This is a genomic window from Psychroserpens sp. AS72, assembly GCF_038900375.1.
Classification (GTDB): domain Bacteria; phylum Bacteroidota; class Bacteroidia; order Flavobacteriales; family Flavobacteriaceae; genus Psychroserpens.
In genome coordinates, this window is sequence record NZ_JBBMRC010000003.1 from 319253 (window position 1) to 339440 (window position 20188).

General features: G+C 32.1%; 22 protein-coding genes and 1 pseudogene. 12 read left to right on the forward strand and 11 right to left on the reverse strand.

The annotated features are described in order from the left end of the window. Nucleotides 1–24: 24 nt before the first annotated feature. The 5 genes from WNY78_RS07635 to WNY78_RS07655 form a co-directional block, all read right to left on the reverse strand. A complete protein-coding gene (locus tag WNY78_RS07635; RefSeq protein WP_342872605.1) occupies nucleotides 25–285 on the reverse strand; it encodes a DUF4212 domain-containing protein in 261 nt (86 codons plus the stop codon). Nucleotides 286–297: 12 nt separating this feature from the next. Further along, entirely contained in the window at nucleotides 298–1545 is a 1248-nt protein-coding gene (locus tag WNY78_RS07640; protein ID WP_342872606.1) for a hypothetical protein, read from the reverse strand. 105 nt (nucleotides 1546–1650) lie between these two features. After that, nucleotides 1651–2070: a hypothetical protein gene (locus WNY78_RS07645; RefSeq protein WP_342872607.1), complete on the reverse strand. Its 420-nt coding sequence runs from the start codon at nucleotides 2068–2070 to the stop codon at nucleotides 1651–1653. Between the two features lie 151 nt (nucleotides 2071–2221). Then, the gene (locus WNY78_RS07650; RefSeq protein WP_342872608.1) at nucleotides 2222–2575 is read right to left on the reverse strand and encodes a DUF779 domain-containing protein; all 354 of its coding nucleotides are present in this window, start codon (nucleotides 2573–2575) and stop codon (nucleotides 2222–2224) included. 70 nt (nucleotides 2576–2645) lie between these two features. Next, the gene (locus tag WNY78_RS07655) at nucleotides 2646–4145 is read right to left on the reverse strand and encodes an aldehyde dehydrogenase family protein (protein ID WP_342872609.1); all 1500 of its coding nucleotides are present in this window, start codon (nucleotides 4143–4145) and stop codon (nucleotides 2646–2648) included. Nucleotides 4146–4374: 229 nt separating this feature from the next. Here WNY78_RS07655 and WNY78_RS07660 point away from each other — a divergent pair, with 229 nt between their 5' ends. Beyond that, nucleotides 4375–5292, forward strand: a complete 918-nt coding sequence (locus WNY78_RS07660) for an AraC family transcriptional regulator (RefSeq protein WP_342872610.1) — start codon at nucleotides 4375–4377, stop codon at nucleotides 5290–5292. Nucleotides 5293–5322: 30 nt separating this feature from the next. On the opposite strand, the gene WNY78_RS07665 is transcribed toward WNY78_RS07660, so the two are convergent. Both WNY78_RS07665 and WNY78_RS07670 read right to left on the reverse strand, forming a co-directional pair. After that, on the reverse strand, nucleotides 5323–6588 hold the full coding sequence (locus tag WNY78_RS07665) for a PKD domain-containing protein (protein ID WP_342872611.1): 1266 nt from the start codon (nucleotides 6586–6588) through the stop codon (nucleotides 5323–5325). Nucleotides 6589–6708: 120 nt separating this feature from the next. Further along, nucleotides 6709–8097, reverse strand: a complete 1389-nt coding sequence (locus tag WNY78_RS07670; protein ID WP_342872612.1) for an alanine/glycine:cation symporter family protein — start codon at nucleotides 8095–8097, stop codon at nucleotides 6709–6711. 249 nt (nucleotides 8098–8346) lie between these two features. Here WNY78_RS07670 and WNY78_RS07675 point away from each other — a divergent pair, with 249 nt between their 5' ends. From WNY78_RS07675 to WNY78_RS07690, 4 genes and pseudogenes are all read left to right on the forward strand, one after another. Continuing rightward, a complete protein-coding gene (locus WNY78_RS07675; protein WP_342872613.1) occupies nucleotides 8347–9435 on the forward strand; it encodes a heparan-alpha-glucosaminide N-acetyltransferase domain-containing protein in 1089 nt (362 codons plus the stop codon). Between the two features lie 22 nt (nucleotides 9436–9457). Further along, nucleotides 9458–10237: a HipA family kinase gene (locus WNY78_RS07680; protein ID WP_342872614.1), complete on the forward strand. Its 780-nt coding sequence runs from the start codon at nucleotides 9458–9460 to the stop codon at nucleotides 10235–10237. Further along, nucleotides 10227–10610, forward strand: a complete 384-nt coding sequence (locus WNY78_RS07685; protein ID WP_342872615.1) for a DUF3037 domain-containing protein — start codon at nucleotides 10227–10229, stop codon at nucleotides 10608–10610. The genes WNY78_RS07680 and WNY78_RS07685 overlap by 11 nt, the downstream gene beginning before the upstream one ends. A gap of 15 nt (nucleotides 10611–10625) precedes the next feature. Further along, nucleotides 10626–11003, forward strand: a pseudogene (locus tag WNY78_RS07690) (ester cyclase). Between the two features lie 3 nt (nucleotides 11004–11006). On the opposite strand, the gene WNY78_RS07695 reads toward WNY78_RS07690, so the two are convergent. Together WNY78_RS07695 and WNY78_RS07700 are read right to left on the reverse strand one after the other, a co-directional pair. Continuing rightward, nucleotides 11007–11957, reverse strand: a complete 951-nt coding sequence (locus WNY78_RS07695) for a phosphoribosylaminoimidazolesuccinocarboxamide synthase (RefSeq protein WP_342872616.1) — start codon at nucleotides 11955–11957, stop codon at nucleotides 11007–11009. Nucleotides 11958–12164: 207 nt separating this feature from the next. Next, nucleotides 12165–13118, reverse strand: a complete 954-nt coding sequence (locus WNY78_RS07700) for a PhoH family protein (RefSeq protein WP_342872617.1) — start codon at nucleotides 13116–13118, stop codon at nucleotides 12165–12167. Between the two features lie 212 nt (nucleotides 13119–13330). Between WNY78_RS07700 and WNY78_RS07705 the strand changes: the two genes are divergently transcribed. From WNY78_RS07705 to WNY78_RS07735, 7 genes are all read left to right on the forward strand, one after another. Next, on the forward strand, nucleotides 13331–14170 hold the full coding sequence (locus tag WNY78_RS07705; RefSeq protein WP_342872618.1) for an SAM-dependent chlorinase/fluorinase: 840 nt from the start codon (nucleotides 13331–13333) through the stop codon (nucleotides 14168–14170). Nucleotides 14171–14264: 94 nt separating this feature from the next. After that, nucleotides 14265–14561, forward strand: a complete 297-nt coding sequence (locus WNY78_RS07710) for an antibiotic biosynthesis monooxygenase family protein (protein WP_342872619.1) — start codon at nucleotides 14265–14267, stop codon at nucleotides 14559–14561. A gap of 238 nt (nucleotides 14562–14799) precedes the next feature. Then, complete coding sequence (gene gldF, locus WNY78_RS07715; RefSeq protein ID WP_342872620.1) at nucleotides 14800–15528, forward strand: gliding motility-associated ABC transporter permease subunit GldF; 729 nt, start codon at nucleotides 14800–14802, stop codon at nucleotides 15526–15528. After that, on the forward strand, nucleotides 15525–16004 hold the full coding sequence (locus tag WNY78_RS07720; RefSeq protein WP_342872621.1) for a hypothetical protein: 480 nt from the start codon (nucleotides 15525–15527) through the stop codon (nucleotides 16002–16004). The genes gldF and WNY78_RS07720 overlap by 4 nt, the downstream gene beginning before the upstream one ends. Then, nucleotides 16005–17678: a gliding motility-associated ABC transporter substrate-binding protein GldG gene (gene gldG / locus WNY78_RS07725; protein WP_342872622.1), complete on the forward strand. Its 1674-nt coding sequence runs from the start codon at nucleotides 16005–16007 to the stop codon at nucleotides 17676–17678. 140 nt (nucleotides 17679–17818) lie between these two features. Further along, nucleotides 17819–18937 (forward strand): DNA polymerase III subunit beta, encoded by a 1119-nt coding sequence (gene dnaN / locus WNY78_RS07730; protein ID WP_342872623.1) that lies wholly within the window; start codon nucleotides 17819–17821, stop codon nucleotides 18935–18937. Nucleotides 18938–19098: 161 nt separating this feature from the next. Further along, a complete protein-coding gene (locus tag WNY78_RS07735) occupies nucleotides 19099–19341 on the forward strand; it encodes a hypothetical protein (RefSeq protein WP_342872624.1) in 243 nt (80 codons plus the stop codon). A gap of 93 nt (nucleotides 19342–19434) precedes the next feature. On the opposite strand, the gene WNY78_RS07740 is transcribed toward WNY78_RS07735, so the two are convergent. After that, entirely contained in the window at nucleotides 19435–19770 is a 336-nt protein-coding gene (locus WNY78_RS07740) for a DUF4870 domain-containing protein (protein WP_342872625.1), read from the reverse strand. Nucleotides 19771–19944: 174 nt separating this feature from the next. Next, nucleotides 19945–20100 carry a hypothetical protein gene (locus tag WNY78_RS07745; protein WP_342872626.1) on the reverse strand — a complete coding sequence of 52 codons (156 nt, stop codon included), beginning with the start codon at nucleotides 20098–20100 and terminating at the stop codon, nucleotides 19945–19947. Between the last annotated feature and the right edge of the window lie 88 nt (nucleotides 20101–20188).

The following is a 20188-nucleotide window of genomic DNA, read 5'->3' on the forward strand; positions in this document are numbered from 1 at the left end:
TTTTGTTTTAAGTTTAGTTAAGGATTACTCGTCGTAACCATATTTTTTATCTAGTTTATTCATTAATCTTACGTATACGAAAATTAGAATTACGAACACATATATAGATCCTTGTTGTGCAAACCAGAATCCTAGCTTAAAACCACCTAGTCTAAATGCATCTAATTCTTCTCTAAATAAGATTCCGCATCCAAAGGATACGACAAACCAGATCACAAGAAGTACAATTAAATACCTCAGATTTTCTTTCCAATACGCAGATGCGTTTTTTTGTTTTTCACTCATAGTTGTTAGTTTTTATAGATAAATCATAGCTTGAAGCGAAATGGTATTTGCATCTAAAGCTCCAAATTGTTCATTTTTATATTCTAAAGTTAATTTTGAATTATGTCCACTCATATAAGCATTTACACCAATGCCTAATGTTGATCTGTCATCACTTACTGCATCATAACTATGTGTACCATAACTTAAATAAGGCTGATATCTTGTTTTTGCTGTATCTCCTTTGAAAACGTATCCTATATGACTGTAAATCATACTTCCAGTACCATAGGCACTGTATAAATAGTTTTTTCCGTAGTCATTACTTTGAAATACTGCATATGCAGTAATTGCACTTCCATTATCACCAATTGGTGCATCATAAAAAGCATCTAAAGCAAATATTGAAACATCTTCTCCTTCAAGATTTGGAGCTAAAGCAGTACCAGTATCTATAACTGATCCTTTAGGATGCAAAAAGAAACCTGCTCCAACATTAAACACTTTTTTCCCACCTAAATAACTACCCACTTTATAAGGTAGAAAATTAGATTCTTGATCTAAGAAATTATAATCAAAATAACCTGCGAATGTTTTACCTGCATCTTTAGAACCTAGTCTAGCACGTCCATTATAAACAGCATCTCCTCCAGCAATAGCTGTACGATCATCTAAAGATGCAACAGAAGCATCGTTTATTGCCACACGATATTGAAGCTTATCAAATTTACCTTTTACAAAGACACCTAAGTGACGTGCAAATTGATCTGATAAACCTATAGTTGCCCACGATTGACGGTTGTTATCCAACGTCATCATGTTAAGCGTACTTTGATTGTTTAATCTAGAAATACCATTAAAGTAATGTAAACCTCCACCAACTGTATGGTTTTTACCTAAATTGTATTGCGCCCAAACATCATGAAAAAAGAGTTGAGAACCATCTCCTTTTCCTGTTGGACTTAATGTTGAACTTGTTAAACTATTTAATCCAAAGTGGGTTACGATTAAAAAGTCTTTATTGATTTGTGCAAACATTAATATACGAGCACGACGTAAATTAAAATTTAATTTACTGTTCTCGTTTCCGTTGGCATCAAATGTGTCGTCTGTGTTATAATTCGCTTGAACTTGAGCCCAAGAAATCAATCGAAGATATTTAGAACCATCTTCGTTAAATTTAAACTTAAGTCCTCCATCATAATCTGGAGAGCCTTGAGCAATCATAAATTGAAAGGACATAAAAAAGAGTCCAACCAATAAAAGGGTTTGTTTTCTCATTGTTTAAAGGATTAGTTAGTAATAATTGGTTTTGTGTGCACTACTAAGCTCTTAAAAACAATGTGTTAAATGAAAATTAATATATCTTTTTGTTAATTTATTATACTAATCTTTAAAACGCTCCCATTTAATTAACATAAATTTATCTCCTAACTCAGTAACGACAACACCTGCACCTTTAATATTTTCTGAGTTACTAAAATAAACACCTAATTCCGAAGCATTTAAAATCTTATAAGTTGGATGATAATTTGAGTTATAAGGACGTTTAATATTGTATTTTTTAACCCAATTCATGATACTAACGTGAGAGATTCCTAAAATACGTTCAATCTCTCTATAAGTGAGTCCTTCTAAATACAACTGTAACGACTTATTAACGTAGTAGTCGTCTATCTTCTTCCCTATCTTGTTTACCGAGAAAAAATAATTGCATTTTTTACACTTATAACGCTGTCTATCATTAACAATTCCACTTTTTATATAGTGGTCAGACCCACAATTAGGACACAATTCTACTATCATATATATCAATTTAGCATAAATATATCAATTTAGCAATAAAATTTAAAGTCAATTGTTAAAAATTTAAATATTATCAATAAAAAAAGCTCTAAAATCAAGAATAACGTTGATTTTAGAGCTTAAACTATAGAAGTGAACTATTTTTTCAAAATTAACTATTAAAATACACTTCTTCTTCTTTAGTTAATAATCTAGAATGAATTAGAAACCGAAGACCTAAAGGAATTTCTAATGAAAAACTAGCTCCACGACCTTCGGTTACATCTACAGTTAGATGTGTATGCTTCCAATATTCGAATTGATCTTGATTCATATAAAAATTCACGTCATGTAATGTTCCTAATAGGATATCGCTTTCATCTAAATACAAATCACCTTTTTCAAAAACCATAGGAGCAGATCCATCACAACAGCCACCACTTTGATGAAAAATTAAGTCACCATGTTTTGCTTTGAGCTGTTCTAAAACTTTTGCTGCTTTTTCTGTAATTGCTATTCTTTCCATAGTATAAAGTTATGAAAAAGACTGAATCACAATTGTAACCCAGCCTATATCGCTATTAATCAACAAATCTCTAAAAGAAACCTAATTTGTTTTTATCATAAGAGATTAACATGTTCTTAGTTTGACGGTAATAATTAAGCATCATCACATGATTTTCTCTACCAAATCCAGATTTTTTATAACCTCCAAATGGTGCATGTGCAGGATAAGCATGGTAACAATTTACCCAAACGCGACCTGCTTTAATGGCTCTTGGAATTTGGTATAACTGATGCGCATCTCTTGTCCACACTCCTGCTCCTAGTCCGTACAATGTGTCATTTGCAATTTCTATAGCTTCTGCTTCATCTTTAAATTTAGTGACACATGCTACAGGACCAAAGATTTCTTCTTGAAACACTCTCATCTTATTATGACCTTCTAATAATGTAGGCTTAATGTAAAATCCGTTTGCTAAATCTCCACTTAATTTATTAGCGGCTCCACCTGTTAAAACTTTTGCGCCTTCATCTTTTCCTATTTTGAAATAGGATTGAATTTTTTCATATTGATCATTTGATGCTTGTGCACCAACCATACAATTTACATCATAGGGACTTGTTTGTATAATAGCGTTTGTTCTTTCTATGACACGCTCCATAAATGCATCATATATATCTTCCTGAACTAATATTCTAGAAGGACACGTACACACTTCACCTTGATTAAAGGCGAATAAAACAGCACCTTCAATAGCTTTATCTAGAAATGCATCGTCTTCATCCATAACAGAATTAAAGAAAACGTTAGGCGATTTTCCTCCTAATTCCATCGTTACGGGATTTAGATTCTTAGAAGCGTATTGCATAATTAATTGACCAGTAGTTGTTTCTCCTGTAAATGCAACTTTATCCACTTTAGAACTAGACGCTAAAGGTTTTCCTGCTTCTGGACCAAAGCCATGTACAATATTCACAACACCTGGAGGAAATACTTCTGCAATTTTCTCCATTAATAAAGTTGCTGAAGATGGCGTTTGTTCTGCAGGTTTTAAAACCACACAGTTTCCAGTGACTAAAGCTGGAGGTAATTTCCAGGATAGCATTAATAATGGGAAATTCCATGGGATTATTTGACCAATAACACCTAAAGGTTCTTTGATATTCATGGATAAGGTATTCTGGTCTAATTCTGTTGCGCTACCTTCTTCAGAACGTATACAAGCAGCAAAATATCTCCAATGATCTACTGCCAAAGGAATATCTGCATTTAGAGTTTCTCTAATCGGCTTACCGTTATCACATGTTTCAACTAATGCAAACTCTTCTAAATTAGCTTCAATGATATCTGCTACTTTATTTAATAAGGTTGATCTTTCTGTTGCTGATGTATTTCCCCAAGCTTCTTTTGCTGCATTTGCTGCGTCTAAAGCTAATTCTACATCTTCTTTTTGAGAACGCGGATATTTTGCAATTAAACTATTATCAATTGGAGAAGTATTTTCAAAATATTGACCACCTATGGGTTCTACAAATTTTCCATTTATAAAATTGCCGTATTTCTCTTTAAATTTTGGTTTTGAATAACTCATTTGTGAATTGTTTTTAAGTGATTAAACTGACTATCTATTTATAAATCACATATTAAAAGCCGAAGAATGATTTTGTTAAATCCTTAACTTTTTACATTCAATATTATTGAATAGATAATTTTTATAAAGATATTTTATCAAATCCTAAATCAATTGCACGTATTTATCATTATATTGAACATATCTATTATTATATAAATAGGAGTATATATTTTTTGTAATATTGTGTATGAGTCATTTATTAAATCATCATAAAAGCCATAGAAAACTCTCAACGTTAGTTGAAAATAGAACGACATATAATGCTGAATATGCAGAATTAAACATCTATGAAACTCATGCTTTTGCTGAAAAAGTAGCTTTGAAATTTGATTTTCCAATAATTGCTAGTATGCTCACCGGAAAAAAAGTGATGCATATAGATGGCATTCCTTCTTTTGATTTTTTTCCAGGAGAATCTGTAGTTATGCCTACAAACAAAGAAATGATTATCGATTTCCCTATAGCTACAGAAAACGATCCTACGCAATGTCTAGCCTTAGGTATCGACACTAACAAAATTGAAGAAGTCGTAGAGAGTTTTAATAGAATTGTTAGCATTGAAAATGAAAACAATACTTGGGATTTAGACGCTAACACCTCACATTTAATTAATAATACAGATGTTAATCATCTCGTAGAACGTTTAACCTATACATTTACTAACAATAATAAATCTAAAGATGTTTTGTTAGACCTCATGATCCAAGAACTTATTGTAAGATTATTACAAACCAAGGCTAAGTCTTTAATATTAGCGAATCTGGATCAAATTTTTAATGATACAAGAATTGGATCTGTAATTAAATTCATCAAAGAAAACCTAACCAATAAAGATATTACCGTTGATCTATTAGCAAAAAAAGCGTACATGAGCACGTCTCATTTTCACAAGCAATTTAAAAATACGTTAGGCATCTCTCCTATTGATTATATTAATTCTGAAAAGATAAAATTTTCAAAAAAGTTAATTAAAGAATCTAAGGATTTTAGAATGTCTGAAATTGCTTTTAAGTCTGGATTTAATAATACAAGTTACTTTAACAGACAATTCAAAAAAATGGAACTTATGACACCTCAACAGTTTAAAATGTCTATCACTAAATGATTGAATTTATCTAGTGGCAATCTAAAAAAACTACTTCTTAATCACTCTTCGTATCTCTTTCGAGCCATTTTTAGCAATAAATTCTATAAAATAACTTCCAATACTAAGTTTTGAAATATCAATGACCATTTCGTTTTGATTACGATTTATTTTTAATTTCTTACCTAACAAATCATATAAGCTTATACTCTTTATATTTTCGAAATTAAACCCACTAAATGAAATTAAATTTTGTGCAGGATTAGGAAACATCTTCAATTCACTTAATTCATGTTCATTCAAACTTAATGAATTAACACTAATTGTTTCACTATAGGTATGTGAAACTCCACATGCAGTCACTGTAAATACAACATCATAATCTCCATTCTCACTATAGGTATGCATTGGATTTTCATCAGTTGATGTTGATCCATCACCAAAATCCCAAGCATAATTGGTAGCATTTGATGACGTATTTGTAAATGAGACTGCTCCATTATTTTCAGAATATAAAAAGCTGGATATTGGATCAAACTCACCTACTTTCCATAAATCTAATTGATCATATACAACTACTTTAACTGCATTTCTAATATGAAAAGCAGCAACAGGATCTATTCCAGGATTGTATGTGATTAAAGTTGGGTCTTTTCTTAAAATAATAGAATAAAAAGTACATGCAGAAGCATAAGCACCTTCCAAACTCTGATGAGAATTATCAATTTGATAGAGCTCTATAGGTACAGGAAATATATGCTCTCTTAAGTATCTCCAAACTGGACCTACTGGTGAAATTACAGCATCATGTGTATCTGCTAGAATTCTATAATTTTGAGCTAATTCATCATCCATTCCTTCATAGGTACAAACCCAAGGATAGGATGTGCAAAGTGATCCTGAAATACCAAATTTACGTCCCCAAGTATTATAAAATATTGGCTGTGTGCAATTGTTATTATCTCTAATTGTTTCAATTAATTGAGCAGCATATGGAGCTACATTAAAATCAAAATATAGTCCAGTTAATGCAACCTCAATACTTTGACCTTGAAGAACAATAAAATCCCAATCGTCTGAATTAATTTTATTGGTTACATCTTGACTTGTAGCATGATGCTCAAAAGTACCTCCTCCTGTAGTTTCTGCTTCAACGATTAGAACATCTCCAGCAGAATTAGCAACTTCATATAACATATTCGGAATGTTTTCAACAAACGTGTAGCTATTACCTATAAATAATACTTTTTCATCTTGTGAAGTAGACTGATGTATATTACATAGTAGAAATAGAAATAAAAATAAATTTGATTTCAATGTTACGTATTTTATAGTTAATCTATTAATAAGATACAACTTATGGAAAAAGGTTGCGTAATTATATTAAACTTGGTTTAACATCACATACTGTTAAAGCTACAAAAAAAAGCGTATAACCTAGATAGTTTCATCTTTTAATCGTTCTCTATACGCCTTAATTTCTTTCACAACTCTTGGTGCCATAATAATTGTAGCTAACATCGTAGGTATTGCCATAAACGCAAAAATACCGTCTATAAAATTTATCATCGCTTCAAAAGGTGTTGTTGCTGCCAAAATAATACTGAGAATATAGAGATAATTATAATAGTGCTTTTTATCTGCTCCAATAAGAAACGACGTACATTTTGTTCCGTAGTAAGCATAAGAAAACAACGAAGAAATACTAAAGATGAACACACAAATCATGAGTAAATATTGTCCGTATGCAGGCATTGCATTTTGAAACGCAGAAGCTGTCAAAGTCACTCCATTATCTGAAGTCGTTTCCCAAACACCTGTCACTAAAATGGCTAATGCAGTTAATGTACACACAATCAAAGTATCTATCACAGGACCTAACATTGCAACCAATCCTTCTCTTACAGGCTCATCTGTTTTTGCTGCACCATGTGCCATTGGTGCTGTACCAATTCCTGCTTCATTTGAGAATGCTCCACGTTTAATTCCTAATAATACAAGCGCTCCAAGAACACCTCCTAAAACATCTTTATTGCTTTCTGCATCTAGATGTCCAGCTTCAAAAGCATCTGTAAAAATCATGAAGAAGTATTTTGGAACTTCTGTATAATTGATTCCGAGGATTATAAGCACCAAAATAAAATACAATATCACCATAGATGGTACCATTTTAGAAGCAATATTACTAATACGTTTTAAACCTCCAAGAATAACAACACTTGTAAATATGACTAATACAGCTGCTATAATTAGGTTACTTCCTAAACTGACTTCTACGCCATTCGGTATTAAAATAATGTCATTGATCGCTTGTTTTAATTGATTGACATTAACGACAGGTAATGCTCCCAACATTCCGAAGAAAGAAAACATAACCGCTAAAAACTTCCAGTTTTTCCCTAAACCTTCAGTAATAAAATACATAGGTCCACCTTGCAAATCACCATTACTGTCTTTACCTCTGTACATAATTGCTAACGTAGAGGTAAAAAATTTAGTGCTCATACCTACTATTGCACTAATCCACATCCAAAACATAGCTCCAGGACCACCAACCGAAATTGCTAAAGCGACACCTGCAATATTTCCCATCCCAATAGTTGAAGACAATGCAGTCGTCAACGCTTTAAAATGGCTAATTTCTCCAGGATCATCAGGATTATCATACTTGCCTCGCAGCACTTGTATGGCATGACCAAAAAACCTGAATGGCAAAAATCTTGAGACAATGAGTAAGTACAATCCGCCTCCAATAAGTAACACTAGTAGCGGAATTCCCCAAGCTAATGATGAAAACTTACTCGCAAATTCGTTGATATATTCCATAAATAAATAGTGAATTATCCTTCTAAGATATTAAACTTAGTCAACATAAAAATTAAAAATATCTTTTAGTGTACTCATCAAAAATTTTTCAATTCGCTAAAAAATTAATCTCTTGCACCAGAATTTTGACTTTTATTTCTTCCGTAGCGAAACTATGCAAATAAAAAATAACTTCATCATGTCCCAAAATTTATAATTTTCGCTTAAATTCAAAAACTTTAAACGTGTACATTCTTAAACTTACCATTTTTGAAAACCAACCGACTCTTTTTTATTGATGCTGTACGTGCTTTTGCCATCTTAATGATGCTACAAGGCCATTTTATTGACACACTTCTCAACCCAAATTATAGAGACGAAACGAATATGGCTTATCAAGTATGGTCTTACTTTAGAGGCATTACTGCTCCTACGTTTTTTACCATATCTGGCTTGGTGTTTTTATACTTGCTGTTACGAGCAAAAGATAAAGGTGATGATACATCAAGAATCAAAAAAGGATTAAACAGAGGATTACTTTTAATAGGTATTGGTTATGCACTTCGTATCAATATTTTTGACTTGCTATATGGGAATTTTAATACATATATTTTTGTTATTGATGTCTTGCAATGCATTGGCCTATCATTAATCCTTCTCATTGGTTGTTATGTTTTATTTAAAAAACATGTTTGGCTACTTTCAATGTTTTTATTTACTATAGGTTGCTTTTGCTTTTTAACAGAACCTTTATATCGTAACTTAGATTTAAGTCATGTGCCTATAATTTTAGCCAATTATATGACTAAAGCAAACGGTTCTATTTTTACTATTTTACCTTGGTTTGGGTTTACAGCATTTGGCGGATTTTTAGCTACAGTGTTCTTTTCTCATGTGCATAGAAATAGGTTTCGATTGGTGACGGTTTTAAGTTTCTTTATCTTCGGAAGCTTCTTGGTAGAATATTCGTCTTTTATCCTAATGAAACTCCATTTTTGGACAGATATTGAGCTTTTTAAATCGGCTGCGTATTATAATTATCTCTTTACTCGCTTCGGAAATGTGCTGTTGCTATTTGGCGTTTTTTATGCAGCAGAACCTTTTTTAAAGGGTTCACTGATTGGAAAAATCGGACAGAAAACTTTGTCAATTTATGTGATACATTTTATTATCATTTTCGGAAGTTTCACAGGACTTGGACTTAAACATTTTTATTTTAAAGCATTAAATCCTACACAAGCAATTTTTGGTGCAATCATTTTTATGGTCGTTGTTTGTTTAATATCGTTTTATTATGTGAAGACAAATGCTTTTATTTATAAAGGTGTACGGAAATTGACACAAAAAATTAAAAACTAAAACTTTTACTACATTAGTATTTATGAATACAATTGATATAAGAACAGTAAATGTTGTACAATACTTAAACCCTTTACGAGAAGGAGGTTCACTTCCTGCAATCGTTAAGGCAGATGATGGTTTTCTCTATGTTTTAAAATTTAGAGGCGCTGGACAAGGAAAAAAAGCGCTCATTGCAGAACTTCTTGGTGGAGAACTAGCACGTGCCATCGGATTAAATATCCCTGAATTGGTATTTATGAATCTAGATGACTCGTTCAGCAAAACAGAACCAGATGAAGAAATACAAGATTTATTAAAATTTAGCGTAGGTCTTAATTTAGGGTTGCATTTTTTATCAAGTGCAATAACTTATGATCCATTAGTTTTTGAAGTAGATGCTATGACAGCTTCAAAAATAGTTTTACTAGACAGTATTATTAGCAATATAGATAGAACAGTAAAAAACACGAATCTATTAAACTGGAATAAAGAATTATGGGTGATTGATAATGGAGCAAGTTTCTATTTTCATCACAATTGGAGCACTTGGGAAAATCATCTCATTAGAACATTTCCGCTTATAAAAGATCACGTCCTACTAAAAAGCGCCACAAATTTAGATGAAGCATCAAACCATATTACTAACACTTTAAATACAGATAAAATAAAAGAGATCATCTCATTAATACCAGAAGATTGGCTGCTAAATGAATCTGATACAATGTCTCCTGATGAGATGAGAGCTGCTTATGAAACGTATTTAAATGCGAAACTAAATATGATTGATAAATTAGTTAAAGAAGCTGAAGATGCAAGATAAAGTCACTTTTGAATATGCGATTATTAGAATTGTACCTAAAGTAGAACGTGAAGAATTCTTTAACGTTGGTGTTATTTTATTTTCTAAACGTAAAAAATTTCTAGGGATTAAATATAAGATTGACCCAATAAAACTAAATGCCTTTACTGATGAATTAGATATTGATGATTTAAATGAACACCTTAAAGCTTGGGAATTAATTTGTGATGGTCACCCAAATGGAGGAGCAATTGGTCAATTCGAATTATCCGACCGATTTAGATGGCTAGCAGCACCAAAAAGCACCATAATGCAATGTTCTAAAACACATCCTGGTTTATGTGATGATGCTCAAAAAGCGTTAGATACTATTTTTAATAATTATGTTTTGTAACTTAAAATTAGAAAAATGAATCTAGAACAAAACAAGAAAAATGCAATAGCCTTTTACAAAATGGCTTATGAAGGCAATCCCAGAAATGCTGTTCAAACTTTTGTTGGAAACGATTACATTCAACACAATCCAGATGTTGCAGATGGATTACAAGGTTTCATAGATTACTTTGAACGCATGCAACAAGAATATCCAGAAAAGTCTATTAAATTTGTACGTTCTATTGCCGAAGATGATTTAGTAGCATTGCATACTCACCAAACTTGACCTGGAAATGACCAATATATTACCATGGATTTCTTCAGGTTTGATGACCAAGGTAAAATTTGTGAACATTGGGATAGTATTCAACAAATTCCTAAAGATTCTGCGAATCCCAATACAATGTATTAAAATTTATTTGTCTAAATACGCCAAAACATTCCTTTCAATCCTACTCTCAATATCAGCTACATCTGCCTTAACAAACGCTTCTCCCATAATTTTCTCATACAACTCAATATAACGATCACTCACGGTTTTGATATAGTCGTCGCTCATTTCTGGAACTGTTTGCCCTTCGAGACCTTGAAAGTTGTTGGCAATTAACCATTGTCTCACAAACTCTTTAGACAATTGTTTTTGTGGCTCATTGTTATCTTGTCGTTCTTGATACCCTTCCGAATAAAAATAACGTGAAGAATCTGGTGTATGAATTTCATCAATTAATACAATTTTTCCGTCTTTAGTTTTTCCAAATTCATACTTTGTATCTACCAAAATGAGTCCTCTAGAGGCTGCAATTTCTGAGCCTCTTTGAAAGAGTTTGCGTGTATAATCTTCAAGTACTAAATAATCTTCTTCGGAAACGATATTACGTTTAATGATGTCTTCTCTAGAAATATCTTCGTCATGATCTCCCATTTCTGCTTTAGTTGCTGGAGTAATAATAGGCTCAGGAAATTTATCATTTTCCTTTAAACCTTCTGGCATTTCAACACCACAAAGCAAACGTCGACCAGCTTTATATTCTCTAGCTGCATGACCAGACATATAACCACGAATCACCATTTCAACCTTAAAAGGATCACATATATGACCAACAGCTACATTAGGATCTGGAATTGCAGTTAACCAATTTGGCACCAAATCTTCAGTTGCTTTCATCATACTCGTTGCAATCTGATTTAAAATCTGTCCTTTATAAGGAATTCCTTTTGGCATCACAACATCAAAAGCCGATAAACGATCTGTTGCAATCATGACCAACTCTTCGTCATTAATATTATAGACTGCTCTTACTTTCCCTTTATAAACACTTTTTTGGTTTGGGAAATTGAAATTGGATTCTGTTATTGTGTTACTCATTATTATTTAAACGTTTATGCGTTGATTTATTTGTTCGTTTAGATATCTGCAATTATCTAATCTTTAAACATTGCTAAAGCCCTAGCCCAGATTACTTCAGTACACCTCTACTTTTATCAGTCTTCAATGAGTGCTTCGCAATGGAGGCATTGTTGGAGCTCCTCGAAGAGAGCGACTGCCGAAAGCTGGAATAAGCTCCTAAAAAAATTACTCTCTATTTTCTATACTTTTATAAGCCTCAATGACTTTCTTCACTAATTTATGGCGAATGACATCTTTATCATCGAGATAAATCATGCCTATACCTTCAACATTTTTTAATACGAGAAGCGCTTCTTTTAATCCTGAAATTGAACGACGAGGCAAATCTACCTGACCAGGATCACCTGTCAATAAAAACTTGGCGCTTTTTCCCATACGTGTTAAAAACATCTTCATTTGAGCATGTGTGGTGTTTTGACCTTCATCTAAAATCACAAAAGCATTATCTAATGTTCGTCCACGCATAAACGCTAAAGGTGCAATTTGAATGGTTCCGTTTTCTATAAAACGTGATAATGTTTCACCAGGAATCATATCTCGAAGTGCATCATATAAGGGTTGCATGTATGGATCTAATTTTTCTTTTAAATCTCCTGGCAAAAACCCTAAATTTTCACCAGCTTCTACCGCAGGACGCGTTAAAATAATACGCTTCACTTCTTTTGCTTTTAAAGCTCTTACTGCTAAAGCAACTCCTGTGTAGGTTTTACCTGTTCCCGCAGGTCCAATAGCAAACACCATATCGTTTTTACGCATACTCTCAACCAATTTACGTTGGTTTACGGTTTGCGCTTTGATAATTTTACCATTAACACCATGAACAATTGTTTCACCGCTTTTTGCAGACGTGTCATAATCATCGCTACTTTGACTCGTCAATACACGTTCTATAACATTTTCATCTATTTTATTATACTTACCAAAATGTTGCATAAGCATATTCATACGACGATCAAACTCTTCGAGTAAATCTTCATCACCATAGGCTTTGATTGTATTCCCTCTGGCTACAATTTTAAGTTTGGGAAAGTATGTTTTAAGGAGTTTAATATTTGCATTTTGAGCTCCAAAAAATTCTTTAGGAGTTATTTCTTCAAGTTCTAAAATAAGTTCGTTCAAAAGCGATGAGAATTATATATTAATCTGTTTTGTTTTATTAGATTTGTGATGAGACAAATTAAGACTCATTTTCAACATCTATACTACCAAAAATAATTAAACTATTTTACTCTTTAGGTTACCTGAAGGTTAAAATATGATTAGTTTTTAACAGTTTTATTTAAGTTATAAAAATGAGTAACTATAAACATTAAAATTCTATTGCTTATTATATGGCAATCATCACATTAACAACAGATTTTGGCGAAAAAGATCACTTCGCTGGAGCCATAAAAGGCGCTATTTATAGTGAATTGCCTGATGTGCGAATTGTTGATATCTCACATTCTGTCTCTCCATTTAATGTGCCAGAGGCTGCTTACATCATTCAAAACGCTTATAGTAGTTTTCCAAAAGGAACTATTCATATGATTGGTATTGACTCAGAACTCAACCCAGAAAACAAACATATAGCAGTGCAATTAGACGACCATTATTTTATTTGTGCCAATAACGGCATTATGAGTATGATTTGCTCAGAAATTGCACCACAAAAAATTGTTGAAATCAATATTCATGATCGTGTCGCTACTAGTTTTCCTGTTCTAGATGTATTTGTAAATGTGGCTTGTCATATTGCACGTGGAGGAACATTGGAAGTTATTGGTAAAATTATTGAAACGATTAAACCTATTAAAAATTTGATTCCGTTTGTTAGTGAAGAGCGTAGCCAAATTATTGGTAGCGTTATTTATATTGATAACTACGGAAATGTGATTACTAACATCAAGCGTAAATTTTTTGAAGACGTGCAGAAAACTCGTGACTATGAAATTTCTGCACGTAACTATAAGTTTAAAACAATTTATGAAAAATACAGTGATGCTATAAATTTTGAAATTCCAGAAGAGAAACGCTACGATGACGGTAAACGACTAGTGGTTTTTAACTCGTCTGGTTATTTAGAAATTGCAGTATACAAAAGTGATAATGCAACAGTTGGAAGTGCTTCTACGCTTTTAGGATTAAAAGTTATGGATACGGTTACTGTTAATTTTGCTAAAACGTTTTGAAGTTTGAAGACAGAAGACAGAAGACCAAACCACAATAACCAATACTGAATACTGAATACTGAATACTGAATACTGAATACTGAATACTAAAAAAATGCTCATAAGAATCGTAAAACTAAGTCTAGAACCTTCAAGGATTAAAGAATTCCTCTCCAATTTTGAATCCCAAAAAAAGAATATTAGAGCTTTTGAGGGTTGTGAGTTTTTAGAACTCTATCGAGACAAACACAATACCGACATCTTTTTTACGTATAGTTATTGGCAAAGCGAAGCCGATTTAGAGAATTATAGACATTCTAATTTATTTAAAGGCATTTGGGCTAAAACAAAACCTATGTTTAATGATAAACCTGAAGCTTGGAGTGTAGATAAATTGGCGAGTTTGGTGTAAACATATTAATATGACTGAAGACAACATAAAGAAAAGCTGGAGGAATCTACTCATTCCATTTTGTATAGGTTTAGTCATATTTTTGGTATCTATATATTTTAATCGTTTTGGAAGCAAACGTCCAACACCACAAACTATTAGCTTATTTGGTTGTATTCTTGGGTTAATTTTTATTATTTTTCCCGGAATTAGAATGATTAAATTCAAGACGTTTTTAAAACAGAATAACAAACACTAAATGTTCTCAATACTCAAAAAAGAAATCAACACCTTTTTCGCATCACCAATTGGTTATTTGGTAATTGCTGTATTTTTATTACTCAACGGTTTATTCTTGTGGTTATTTAAAGGCGATTTCAATGTGCTTGATAATGGTTTCGCAGATTTATCAACCTTCTTTTTACTCGCACCTTGGATTCTTATTTTCTTAGTACCAGCAGTGACTATGCGAAGTTTCGCAGATGAAAAGAAACAAGGCACTTTAGAGTTATTACTTACAAAGCCTATCAGTCATTTAAACATTGTGCTTGGTAAATACTTAGGGTCTTTTGTATTAATTATTATTGCACTCATTCCAACATTATTATATGTCTATACCATTTCAAAACTAGGAAACCCAGAAGGCAATCTCGATATGGGAAGTGTGATGGGTTCCTATTTCGGACTTTTATTTTTAGTCGCAGCTTACACAGCAATTGGCGTATTTACCTCTAGCCTATCAGATAATCAAATCGTTGCTTTTATAGTTGCAGTTTTTGTGTGCTTCTTTTTCTATTTTGGGTTTGAAGGCTTATCAAATTACAACATTTTTGGCGACGCTTTATATATAGAAAGTTTAGGCATGGAATCTCATTTTAAAAGCATGAGTCGCGGTGTTTTAGATACCAGAGACATCATTTACTTTTTGAGCATTACAGCACTATTCATTGTATTAACCAAATTAAATATCAAACGCGCTAACCAATGATTATTACAATTCCGTTAGCAATCTTTATGGTCATCACATTTGTGTTGGTTTTCATGTTTGTAAAAACAATTGACAAACGCATTTGGTTAACGTTTTTAGTGAGTTTAGTATTGACACCTTTGGTTTATTTTTATGCTGTATATCCAATGATTAATATCTTTAGTAACTACCATCACGAAAAGTATTTTTCTGCGGAAATCTGGCAAGACAAACCAGCTTTGCGTTATGAATTATCAAATGATATGATAACTTCGGAAATTTTAATAGGTAAGACAAAAACAGCCATTGAATCCCTTTTAGGAACTCATGAATGGTTATCTTGGGATGACGCTAAAAAAGATCACGATCCCAACAAATGGAATTACGGATTAGGTCAAGAACCAGGTGCTTTTAATACCGAAAAAGAATGCTTAGAAATCACATTTGAAAATAGTAAAGTCGTCGATTTAAGATTATATAAAGAAGAACAAAATTAGATGCTCAAGAGTAAAAAAAATATCATCATTATAGTAATCACCTTAGTAACGCTTGTCGTAATTAACGTCATTTCAAGTTATGTGTATCAACGTTTTGATTTAACACAAGACAAACGTTACACCTTATCTAAAGAAGCTTTACAAACCGTTGAAAATGTAGACTCTCCTTTAATAATAGATGTGTTTTTAGAAGGCGAATTTCCATCAGAGTTTAGAAAGCTACGTGATGAAACGCAACAATTACTTGAAGAATTTACAGTTTCAAATCCTAATGTAAAATTTCAGTTTATCAATCCGTTAGCAGATGAAAAAACAAGAGATCAAAATATCCAGCAATTAGCACAACGTGGTTTACAACCGTTTCAAATTAACATACAAGAAAACGGTAAAACATCACAAGAAGTAATTATTCCGTGGGCTTTGGCGAGTTATAATGAGCAAACAGTTATTGTTCCTTTAATAAAAAATAAAATTGGAGCTACAGATCAAGAATTGGTAAATGGTTCTATTCAAAATTTAGAATATGTTTTTGCTGAAGCATTTAAAAAACTAGTCAACCCAAAACAAAAAAAGATTGCGGTTTTAAGAGGTAACGGACAATTAAAGGATGTCTACGTTGCCGATTTTCTGAGAAAAATTAGTGAACATTACTTCATAGCTCCTTTTACATTAGATAGTGTGGCTAGCAATCCGCAAAAGACCTTGAAGGATTTAGAGAATTATGATTTAATCATCTCAGCAAAACCTAGTGAGCCATTTTCCGAAGAAGAAAAATATGTACTCGATCAATACACCATGAATGGCGGAAAAAGTCTTTGGCTTACCGAAAGTATTGTGATGGATAGAGATAGTCTGCTCAACGAATCTGGACGAGGTTTTGCGATTATGAAAAATCTTAATCTAAATGATTTTTTCTTTAAATATGGTGTTCGTATCAATCCCGTAATTGTTAATGACATGTACTCTGCTCCTATTACTTTAGCAATTGGAGAAGGCAGCGACTCACAGTTTCAACCGTTACAATGGCCTTATTCACCTTTGGCTGCAAGTAATCCTAATCATCCTATTACTACAAATTTAGATCCTGTAAAATTTGATTTTGCTAGTCAGATAGATACTTTAAAAAATGGAGTTGACAAGACCATATTATTGCGAAGTTCAAAATTATCAAAACTTCAAGGTGTGCCAAGAGAAATTAGTTTAGAGGTTGTCACACAACAACCAAATCCTGAAGAGTATAAAGAGCCAAATCAAACTTTAGCCGTGTTACTAGAAGGTGAATTTTCATCTGTTTATGATCAACGTGTGAAGCCTTTTAAAATTTCCGAAGACAAAACCAGAAGTAAAGCCACTAAAATGATTGTGATTGCAGATGGTGACGTCATCAAAAATGAAGTGATTAGAGGCCAACCTCAAGAACTAGGTTTTGAGTTTTTAACCAAACGTAAATTTGGAAATAAAGAGTTTCTTGAAAACGCAGTTAACTACCTTTTAAACGACGACGGACTTATAAACATTCGTACCAAAGAGGTAAAATTAGCCTTTTTAGATCCAGAAAAAATTGAAGACCAGAAATCAAAATGGCAAATTATCAATATCGCTTTACCTCTTGTTATTCTAGGTATATTTGGCATATTGTTTAATTATTTCCGTAGAAAACGGTATTCAAAATAACATATAGAAATCAATAAAAAGATTCCTGATTTAGCAGGAATAAATGTTAATAAGTTTGTTTTAAAAAACAATCCCTTTAAGATATATTTGTAAGACACAATTTGTTGTGTTGTTATCATAAAAATATATAGTATATACATATGAAATTTATAGTATCCAGTACATATTTACTCAAGCAATTACAAGTTTTAGGAGGCGTTATCAATAGCTCTAACACCTTACCAATTTTAGATAATTTTTTATTCGATTTAAAAGATTCAAAATTAACAGTTTCGGCAAGTGATTTAGAGACCACAATGTCTTCTACTCTTGATGTAGAAAGTGATGTAGATGGCAGTATAGCATTGCCAGCACGTTTACTTTTAGATACGTTAAAAACGTTTCCTGAGCAACCACTAACCTTTGTTGTTGAAGAAAACAATACGGTTGAGATTAGCTCAAACCATGGTAAATATGCGTTGGCTTATGCAGATGGAAATGAGTTTCCAAAATCTGTAGAATTAGACAATCCAAGTACAACAACCATTTCTGGAGATATTTTGGCTACTGCAATTAGCAAAACAATTTTTGCTGCTGGTAACGATGATTTACGTCCTGTGATGAGTGGTGTATTTTTTCAATTTTCTACGGAAGGATTGACATTTGTAGCAACAGATGCTCACAAATTAGTAAAATATACGCGTGAAGATGTAAAAGCAGACCAGGTTGCAGAATTCATTATGCCGAAGAAACCTTTAAATTTATTAAAAGGGATTTTGGCTGCAACTGATGAAAACGTGACTATCGAGTACAATGATTCTAATGCTAAATTCACTTTTGAAAATACTATTTTAGTGTGTCGTTTAATTGATGGAAAGTATCCAAATTATGAAGCGGTTATTCCTAAGGAGAATCCAAATAAATTAACTATTGACAGAACACAGTTTTTAAACTCTGTTCGTCGTGTAAGTATCTTCTCAAATAAGACAACACACCAAATACGATTAAAAATTGCTGGAGCTGAATTAAATATTTCTGCGGAAGATATTGATTACTCTAACAAAGCAGAAGAACGTTTAACTTGTGATTATCAAGGTGACGATATGCAAATTGGGTTTAACTCTCGTTTCTTAACAGAAATGTTGAATAACCTTAATGCAGATAATGTACAATTAGAAATGAGTTTACCAAATAGAGCTGGAATATTAACACCTATTGATGGTTTAGATGTTGGCGAACATGTAACGATGTTGGTAATGCCAGTGATGTTGAATAGCTAACAAATTCCTGCGAAAGCATGAATCTCAATATCGAAAAAGCAATAGCTTTTAGAGAAAAATTAAAGTAAGCGCAACTTGAAAATAGTTGCGTTTTGCATTTTTAGTGTACTACTAAGCAATCCAAAAATTTTCGGATTCTTTGTTAAAATTAATTTATCATTATGGGAAAGATAATTTTAGGATATCTCTTTTTATTTTTAGGTATTCTTTGTGTTTTGAGTTTTATCGGAAATATCTTTAGTTTACTCATTGGCAGAAAAGGAACATCATCTACTGAATCTTTTGAAGTCATAGGAGCTATTGTAATTACAGCTATTCTTTGTTTCGTGTTTTTTAAATATGGCCATAAATGGACCAAAAAAAAATCTAAAGTTAAAGATGAAATAGATTCTATTGGTAATTAACAAGTTGTTCTATTTCCGAAGAAAAATTATAAGCAAACAAAAAACGCGCACTTAAAAAGTGCGCGTTTCCATTTTATCTCCATTTAAAAATAACTAACTAATAAAATTAAGAGATAAAGGGTATTTTGGTGATTCTCCATTACTTGCTCTAATGGCATTCATTATTGGAAATATGAATGATAATAAGCACAATGCTAATAATCCAAAAATGCCTACAATTACAAATACTAGTGGAATACAAATAATACTATATACGATCATGCTTAACTGGAAATTCACAATGTTTTTTCCTTGTTGATCCATGTTGTACACGTTTTCTTTTTGAGTTGCCCATATAATTAATGGTACTATAAGTCCGCCAAACCCAGTAATAAAAGTCAGTAATTGACTCAAATGGGTTAACACTAAAAGTTGATTGTCTTGTCTCATGATGATTTGATTTTTATGTTTCATCCAATACTTTAGCAATGAATGATTTGATTGATTACCAATATGACGCAAACATTATCAAAATGTTACATTTAAATAGTATTATTTTGAAATTGTATTCCTAAAAAAATAAGTGCATGAGATACGCTCATTAATTTTTTTCGAAACTAATGTTTAATCTTTTGGTTCTGTATCTGTCTCTATCTCTTTTTTTCCACCACTAGCCATCGCTTTAATTAAAAAACCGACTAGAGCTAAACAAACCAAAGCGAAAACAACAACCATGATTATGGTTACATTAGTATCGTATAAAGCAATATTTTGAAGCATAATATTTTAATTTTAATACCGTAAAATTACAAACTGTTGTTTTAAGAAAACATGATAAAAGTCATCCAAATATATTTTTCACCTCATT